At 47.7% G+C, this 7,856-nt stretch carries 7 protein-coding genes; all 7 read right to left on the bottom strand.

What is annotated here, in order from left to right:
• A partial coding sequence (locus QVO97_RS06395) for an adenylosuccinate synthetase (protein ID WP_288189171.1) occupies positions 1 to 956 on the bottom strand: 956 nt, incomplete at its 3' end.
• Positions 957 to 1,166: 210 nt separating this feature from the next.
• Entirely contained in the window at positions 1,167 to 2,084 is a 918-nt protein-coding gene (locus QVO97_RS06390; protein WP_022359545.1) for a LysR family transcriptional regulator, read from the bottom strand.
• Positions 2,077 to 3,507 carry an adenylosuccinate lyase gene (purB, locus tag QVO97_RS06385; RefSeq protein ID WP_022359544.1) on the bottom strand — a complete coding sequence of 477 codons (1,431 nt, stop codon included), beginning with the start codon at positions 3,505 to 3,507 and terminating at the stop codon, positions 2,077 to 2,079. The genes QVO97_RS06390 and purB overlap by 8 nt, the downstream gene beginning before the upstream one ends.
• Positions 3,508 to 3,657: 150 nt before the next feature.
• On the bottom strand, positions 3,658 to 4,632 hold the full coding sequence (locus QVO97_RS06380) for a glycosyltransferase family 2 protein (RefSeq protein WP_022359543.1): 975 nt from the start codon (positions 4,630 to 4,632) through the stop codon (positions 3,658 to 3,660).
• Positions 4,626 to 6,359, bottom strand: a complete 1,734-nt coding sequence (locus QVO97_RS06375; protein WP_022359542.1) for an ATP-binding cassette domain-containing protein — start codon at positions 6,357 to 6,359, stop codon at positions 4,626 to 4,628. The genes QVO97_RS06380 and QVO97_RS06375 overlap by 7 nt, the downstream gene beginning before the upstream one ends.
• Positions 6,343 to 7,521, bottom strand: coding sequence for a nucleotidyltransferase domain-containing protein (locus tag QVO97_RS06370; RefSeq protein WP_022359541.1), 1,179 nt, complete (start codon positions 7,519 to 7,521; stop codon positions 6,343 to 6,345). Before QVO97_RS06370 ends, QVO97_RS06375 begins: the two co-directional genes overlap by 17 nt.
• On the bottom strand, positions 7,518 to 7,856 hold a 339-nt coding region (locus tag QVO97_RS06365; RefSeq protein WP_288189168.1), incomplete at its 5' end, for a hypothetical protein. The genes QVO97_RS06370 and QVO97_RS06365, both read right to left, overlap by 4 nt.

Raw genomic sequence — 7,856 nt, 5'->3', positions numbered from 1 at the left:
TAACGGCTTGCTACTGCGTCGAACCAGCCCACACGTCTCGGACGTCCGGTGGTTGCACCAAACTCACCCTTATCACCGCCACGACGACGAAGCTCATCTGCCTCATCACCGAAGATCTCGCTGACGAACGCACCTGCACCTACTGCACTGGAGTATGCCTTTACAACGGTTGTGATCTCTTTGATCTCATACGGCGGAATGCCTGCGCCGATAGCGCCGTAAGCTGCCAGAGTCGAAGAAGAAGTAACCATCGGGTAAATACCGTGATCCGGGTCTTTCAGGGAACCTAACTGACCCTCAAGAAGGATGTTTTTGCCCTCTTTGATCGCGTCATGCAGATATGCAGATACATCGCATACATACGGCTCTACCATCTTCTTGTATTCCATCAGCTCTGCCAGAACCTCATCCGGGTTCAGCAGCGGTTTGTGGTACAGATGCTCTAACAGGACATTCTTTGTCTCGCAGACACGCTGTACTTTATCTTTCAGAGCTGCCTCGTCCTCGAACAGTTCGCTGACCTGGAAACCGATCTTCGCGTATTTGTCAGAGTAGAACGGCGCGATACCGGACTTGGTAGAACCGAAGGACTTGCCGCCCAGACGCTCTTCCTCATACGTATCAAACAGAACATGGTACGGCATCAGGATCTGTGCGCGATCCGATACCAGAATATGCGGCATCGGAACACCCTGAGATACCAGGCTTTCCAGCTCTTTTACCAGAAACGGGATGTTTAATGCCACACCATTGCCGATGATGCTGGTTGTGTGTCCGTAAAATACACCGGACGGCAGAAGGTGAAGTGCAAAACGGCCATAATTGTTGATAATCGTATGACCTGCGTTGCTTCCGCCCTGAAAACGGATAATGATGTCGGATTCCTTAGCAAGCATATCGGTAATCTTACCCTTGCCTTCGTCTCCCCAGTTAGCTCCTACTATTGCTCGTACCATGAATTTTCCTCCCTCAGAAGAATATAAATACTTTTCGGCATGATCGAAAAACGATCATGCTTTCTTACTGTATAATCATACACAACTTTTCTATATAAGTAAAATCAATATTATTTATAAACTACATAATTAACGCTTATACTATTGATACTCACACATATGCCAGGCAATGTGATTTGAAAAACCGCTACTTTGCAGCTCCTATTTTTCTCATGTGGTTACCTTCGCCAGCTGCTTAAAAAGCTTCGCAGCCGCTGGGGACATCCAGGCTTTCTCAGCTGCCACCAGACAAAACTCACGGGATGGCATCTCTTCGTCAAATTCCAGTGCAAAAACCTCACCATTCCCAAGGGCCTCCGATGCAAAATCCGACATCAGACAGCCGATTCCCAGATTCCGCTTAACAAACTGGACAATCATCTCACTGGTGGCCAGTTCAAACTCCGGCTCCAGCCGAACTCCGCGCTTTGCCAGAAACTCATCCATAAAGCGGCGCGTACTGGTATTGCGCTCCAGGAAGATGCAGGGGCAGTTCAACAGCTCTTTATATGAAAGTTTTCTGCCCTTTAACTGGGCTGCGTATTTGGGTCCGGCTATAAACACATTGCGGATCTCCTGAACCGGAAGACTCTTTACCGCCTGCTTGGTCTCAAAAGGTGTGCTGACAATACCGAAATCAATGTGTCCCTGATAGAGTGCTTCAAGGGTCTCGGGCGTCGGACCGTTTGAAACCGTCACCTTGATATTCGGATACTGCTCATGAAATTGTTCCAGATATGGAAGCAGATAAAACTGAAGTGTCATATCGCTCGCGCCAATGCGGATCTCGCCCGTTTCCAGGTCCTTCATGCGCCGCAGCATCGTCTCCCCGTCCTGTATCGCATCAATTCCCCGTCTGACATACGACAGAAGCAATTCTCCCTCGCTCGTCAGCTTCACGCCGCGCGATGTCCGCAAAAAAAGGCGGCAGCCAAGCGCGGTCTCCAGTTGTCGGACCGCCTGGCTGACCGCCGGCTGGGAAATGCAGAGTGCCTCTGCGGCCGCCGTGATGCCGCCGCATTCGCACACGCTGCAAAATACCCGGTAATACTCCAGATTCACACTTCCATGTAAATCCTGTTTAGACATTGATCTCTGCTTTCACTCCCAGATCTTCTTTATTTGCATCCAGAATCGGCTGGATCACCTCTGCTAAGAACTCATCTACCTGCTCTTTCGCACGGCCGGTGTAGCGCTCCGGTTTCATCGCTGCCTTCAGGTCATCTAAGGACAGATTGAAGGCCGGATCCGCTGCGATAAGCTCAAGAAGGTTATTATCTAAGCCCTTCTCTTTCACATTCTTTCCAGCTTCCATGGACAGGGTACGGATCTTCTCATGCAGTTCCTGACGGTCACCGCCTGCCTTTACAGCATCCATCATGATATTCTCGGTTGCCATGAACGGAAGCTCTGCCATCATGTGTTTCTCGATAACCTTCGGATATACAACCAGACCGTCAACGACATTCAGGTACAGATCCAGAATACCATCAATTGCAAGGAAGCCTTCCGGAACACTGAGACGCTTGTTTGCAGAGTCATCCAGGGTACGCTCAAACCACTGGGTAGATGCAACCATCATCGGGTTCATCACGTCTGCCATCACATAGTTAGCCAGAGAAGCCATACGCTCGCTTCTCATAGGATTTCTCTTATATGCCATAGCGGAGGAACCAATCTGATTCTTCTCGAAAGGCTCTTCTACTTCTTTCAGATGCTGAAGAAGACGGATATCGTTGGAGAATTTATGGGCACTCTGTGCAATACCGGCAAGAACATTTAATACACGTGTATCCTGCTTACGGGAATAGGTCTGTCCGGATACCGGATAGCAGCCATCAAAGCCCATCTTCTCCGCGATCATCTGATCTACCTTGCGGCACTTTGCATGATCCCCATCAAAGAGCTCCAGGAAGCTTGCCTGTGTACCGGTTGTTCCCTTGGAGCCAAGGAGACGTAAGGATCCAAGCACATAATCCAGATCATCCAGATCCTGCTTGAGCTCCATCATCCACAGAGTTGCACGCTTGCCGACGGTGGTCGGCTGTGCCGGCTGGAAATGGGTAAATGCCAGGGTCGGCTGTGCTTTATATTTATCAGCAAATTTAGCCAGCTCATCCAGAACACTGATCAGTTTCTTACGTACCAGCTTCAGGGCTTCTGTCATAATGATGATATCGGTGTTGTCTCCTACGTAGCAGGAAGTTGCACCCAGATGGATAATTCCTTTTGCTGTCGGGCACTGTACGCCGTACGCATACACATGGGACATAACATCGTGGCGCACCAGTTTCTCACGCTCTTTAGCAACATCAAAATTGATTTCATCCTTATGTGCTTTCAATTCATCGATCTGCTCCTGCGTGATCGGAAGGCCAAGCTCCTTCTCCGTCTCTGCCAGCGCAATCCAGAGTCTTCTCCAGGTGCGGAACTTCTTGTCCGGAGAAAAAATATACTGCATCTCCTTGCTTGCATAGCGCTCGGAAAGAGGGCTTACATATCTGTCGTACATGGCTAATTTACCTCGCTTTCTTTTTTCAGGGTATGGAAAATAGTCTCTTTCGCAGCCATTTGAAGGCGTCACCGACACATTTTCTCAATATCCTACCTGCAAATTATAATACAGGCACTTTTCAAAATCAATCACTTTTCCTGTTACTCCTTACAAAAGGCCTTTATATTGCAGGTATTCTTCCGGTCCTTTCAGCAAAACCTGTACCTCATCCCAATCTGTCTTACTGAAATAATCCTTGTTAAGCTCTCCCTTATTCAGTGCAGTCTGAAATTCCTGATACATATGTCTTGCGTACAAGCTTCTGTATTCCGGCAAAATCCGCCGAATCGTAAACAACGCATTTTCATATTTTTTCCACCAGTAGACCGGCAAAAATTTATGAAGTTCCGGACGAGTGAACAGAAAACTATAGATGAATGCATATTCTTCATTTATTCCAAATATATTGTCACTCTGTTTTACCGATGAATCCGGATTATCCGTCCGGTAAAGATACCCAGGTTCATCTATAAAAACAATCCTACCGGCCCGGCATATCATCTGAAACCAGAAACCATTGTCCTGATAGGAAGCTCCTGGCGTTTCATTGTGGCGGATATGCCATTTTTCAATAAAATCACGCCTTACAATTCCGCACCAGGTCATGACAGCTCCACAAAAGGCAGCCGGTTCTGCTTTCTGAGGGTTCCACACTTTATAATACATTCCCTTCTGGCAGGCACGGCAATATTTTTCTATCCTCCGGCCATCCACTTCATAAAAGCGGATAAAATCCCCCCGGGTAAGTTCCGTCTGCAAGGTTTCAGCCATCGTATAGAGATTTTTCAGCATATCCGGAAGCATCCTGTCATCCGATTCAAGAACTGCCAGGTATTTGCCACGGGCCTGCTCCATTCCTACATTCATCGTATTCCCATATCCGGTATTCTTTTTATGAATAACCCGAATCCGCTCATCCTTTTGGCTGTAATCCTCCAGAATTTTCCCGGTTCGATCCGTTGATCCATCATCGACTGCCAATATTTCTATCTCCGTAAGGCTCTGGGCCATCACACTTTCCAGTGCATCCTTCACATACCTTTCCGCATTATAAGCAGGTATAATAACCGAAACTTTTACCATTTTTTCTCCTTTACAGGCACAAGCGTTCCACCCGCCACCTCATACACTACATCGCAAGCTTCTATAGTATACATGTTGTGAGCAATAATCAGAAATGTTCTTTTCTTTGCCATCTCCCTGATGGTATCCAGCACGATAAATTCCGTATCTTTATCCAGTGCGGCGGTCGGCTCATCCAGAATAAAGAAATCACAATCCCGGTAAATCGCCCTGGCAATCCCAAGCCGCTGCCTCTGGCCACCAGAAAGCCGGATGCCGCCTTCCCCAATCTGCGTATCCAGTCCATCCGGAAGACTTTTGATAAAGGAATCCAGTCCAACCGCCTGAAGACATTCCATAACCTTCTTCTCATCCATGTTCTGATTTTCCAGGCCGAAGGCGATATTGCCCTTGATTGAATCGTCCAGCATAAATGAATTCTGTGGAATATAACCGACTTTCACTTCCTTCTTTCCTGCTGTATTTACATAGATTTCTCCGGATTCCGGAGTCAGAAGACCCAGAAGAAGATCCGCCAGTGTTGTTTTACCCACACCGGACTCCCCGATGATGCAGGTGATTTGTTCAAGAGGAAATGCTGCATTTGCATGTTCCAGAATCCACCTGCTGCCGGATGGATAACGGTAACTGAGATCCTTCATATAAAGCATATCCGTCATCTCGTGTTCCACTGTCCGGCACGGAATGCTTCCATATACATGGCACCTCTCATCGGAAGCGTCTTCTAATGCCCCTGTAATCCGGTCCAATGATTTTTTGCGATAGTGAATCAGGGATACGGCTGCCGAGATCCGGACTGCCGCAGGCATCAGCTTGACCGCTGCCATGGCAAAGGCACTGACTGCCGGCAGAACCTGTTCCAGTTCCACTCCCGACATCACCAGCAGATACAGATAACCAAGCATGGAACAGATACATACGGTTTCCACAAACATCCGCGGAATCGAAGCATACACGGCATTCCGGCATTCCAGACGGCAGATCACCTCCGCCTCCCGTTCGATATGATTCACGATATAATCTTCGGTCCGAAGTGTTTTTATCTCCTTAATGCCTCTTAATCCCTGTATGAGCCAGCTGTTTCTGCGGATATTGTGTTGAATCTCCTGATTTCCAATTTCACCGGTTCGGGGGCGTATCACGGCCAGAATCACTGCCACCACCACCGTCATGGTAAAGACGGCCCAGATCGTCATGAAAGGATTGATAAGAAAGATAGCCGCTGCCAGAAAGATTGCGATGACACTTTCCGTCAGAATCGTCAAAATCGCCTGAATAATAGAGACAACTGCAGATGTATCATTCACAATCAGCTGGAAGATATCATTGGAATTGGTTGTCAGAAAATGTTCATAGGAACGATGCATATAAAAGTCCGTCATCCGGTTTTTCAGCCGCCTGCTGCAATCGGAAGAAAATCCCGCACAAAGTTTCTGTTCCCAGAACATATACAGATTTTTAATTATATACACCAGAATCAGGGCACCGATGCAGAACGCAAGAAAGGAATCCCTGCAGACCATGGGCAATTTTGTACATATGGCCCCTACATACCGGTTTTTTTCTGCCAGATCCGGATCCAGGATCGCCTGGATCATCGGAACCACCAGAGTCACACTAAGGGTCTCTAAAAAAGCTCCCAGCAGCATGGCAAAAAACAGAAGAAACAGATGCTTTTTCTGATCCGGCTTTAAAAGAACTGCAATTTTTTTACAAATCTCTCTCATCTGGTTCCTTTCCCCGGGAAAGCAGCTGTCTAAGTTCCTCTCTTGCAAAAGCGGAGCAGAATGTACCTCTCACAAGGCGGAAAACCACAAAAAAGGGGATCCCTATCTTGTATTTATACAAAAATGGATAATTTGTTTTCCACCACCATCGATCCGGAACCACTCTCCGAGCGATATATTCTGCCTTTCGCCCAATTCCCGTTCGTGCCCGATAGTTAAACTTACGGATGCTGTTCTCAGCACTTATCTGATCACTTCCATGGGAACCGGACCGGAACATATAGGATAAAAATTCCTCCTCTTCTTCGGAGAAATCAAATACCGGATTCTCATCTGCAAAAAGTTTATCCGAAAGAGTCCGGATTCTCTCTTCAAATTCAGAGAGACCCAGCTGATTCAGAAGTTCTCCAAGCTTCTCCCAATCCATGCCCTTTCCGTATTCTTTCAGGTAAAAGTATGTGTCTGTGATATACCGGATACCAGTTCCGCCGCCCTGATAATGATGGTCTGCGTGAGCCAGAAAATGCAGGTAAAAATCCTCCGGTGTCATCTCATACAAAAATTTATTATTCTCCACCCTATGAAGCTTCGGAAATATCCGGTTCAAATAAGAAGCCGCTGCATCTTCTTCCTCCGTCTCGTCCATAAGTCTCCAATGCATCTCAAAATGATACGATGGATTTTTCAGGTAACTATCATGTTTTCCAGATGAAGGAGATGCCTTGTATCCTCGTTTTTCCATGTATCTGCGGATCGTCTGGCAGTACTCCGGATCCACCAGAATATCATTATCCGACGCATATCGGGTGCCCACTGACGGGTACAGGGGCTGAATCTGAATCCCCTTCAGCGGACAGTGCCAGATCCCCTGTTCATCCATAAAATCAAAAATCCTTGCCCGCTCCGTATTCATAAGAAGTTCCCGGTGCAGGGCATGATCGTATGACAGCTGCAGCTGTCCCTTCAGTTTCTCCGGCAGCACTATCTTTTCTTCCAGAAACCAGGTATAGATGAGTTCTGCCTGAGACTGGGCATAGGCCGTACGGAACATCCGGCTCACCGCCTCATCCCCCGGGTTTATCTCATCGAAATAAGAGGCCGGAAGGCGAAGAACGGCTCCCCGAAGACTTTTCAAATACAATTTCTGTTCTTCTGTTATCATCTTTTCGTTCTCCTCATGATCCTTCCGAAAACATCCCGTAAAAACAGAATGAAAGCACGCAACGGAAAAAGTCCGCACCAGAGCCGGACATACAGACGGTACCTCCATCCATCCAGGGGAACTTCCTTTCCCTTTCGCACAATGCCCGTCATAACTCCCACCAGATGTCTGTCCCTGATCCCGTATTCCAGCCGCCACCGGTTGTCGCCGCAGATCACATAGTCCTGCTCCCGCACCTTCAGAATCCGGTGAAGCACATAGTTCTCCCCTCCATCCCGCCTATACAGGGGAACGTCATATTTTTTCAGCCGCTGCCCCGGCTCTATCTTCTGGAT

Origin of the sequence: Clostridium sp. CAG:43, from assembly GCF_000434655.1 — a bacterium.
Taxonomy (GTDB): domain Bacteria; phylum Bacillota; class Clostridia; order Lachnospirales; family Lachnospiraceae; genus Otoolea; species Otoolea fessa.
The sequence above is the reverse complement of the archived record's forward strand: the minus strand, read 5'-3'. Positions and strand labels throughout refer to the sequence as shown.

Excerpts from the sequence above, each read along its gene's own strand:
- QVO97_RS06375 (WP_022359542.1), bottom strand. The coding sequence starts at position 6,359 with ATGAGAGAGATTTGTAAAAAAATTGCAGTTCTTTTAAAGCCGGATCAG.
- purB (WP_022359544.1), bottom strand. The coding sequence starts at position 3,507 with ATGTACGACAGATATGTAAGCCCTCTTTCCGAGCGCTATGCAAGCAAG.
- QVO97_RS06370 (WP_022359541.1), bottom strand. The coding sequence starts at position 7,521 with ATGATAACAGAAGAACAGAAATTGTATTTGAAAAGTCTTCGGGGAGCC.
- QVO97_RS06390 (WP_022359545.1), bottom strand. The coding sequence starts at position 2,084 with ATGTCTAAACAGGATTTACATGGAAGTGTGAATCTGGAGTATTACCGG.
- QVO97_RS06380 (WP_022359543.1), bottom strand. The coding sequence starts at position 4,632 with ATGGTAAAAGTTTCGGTTATTATACCTGCTTATAATGCGGAAAGGTAT.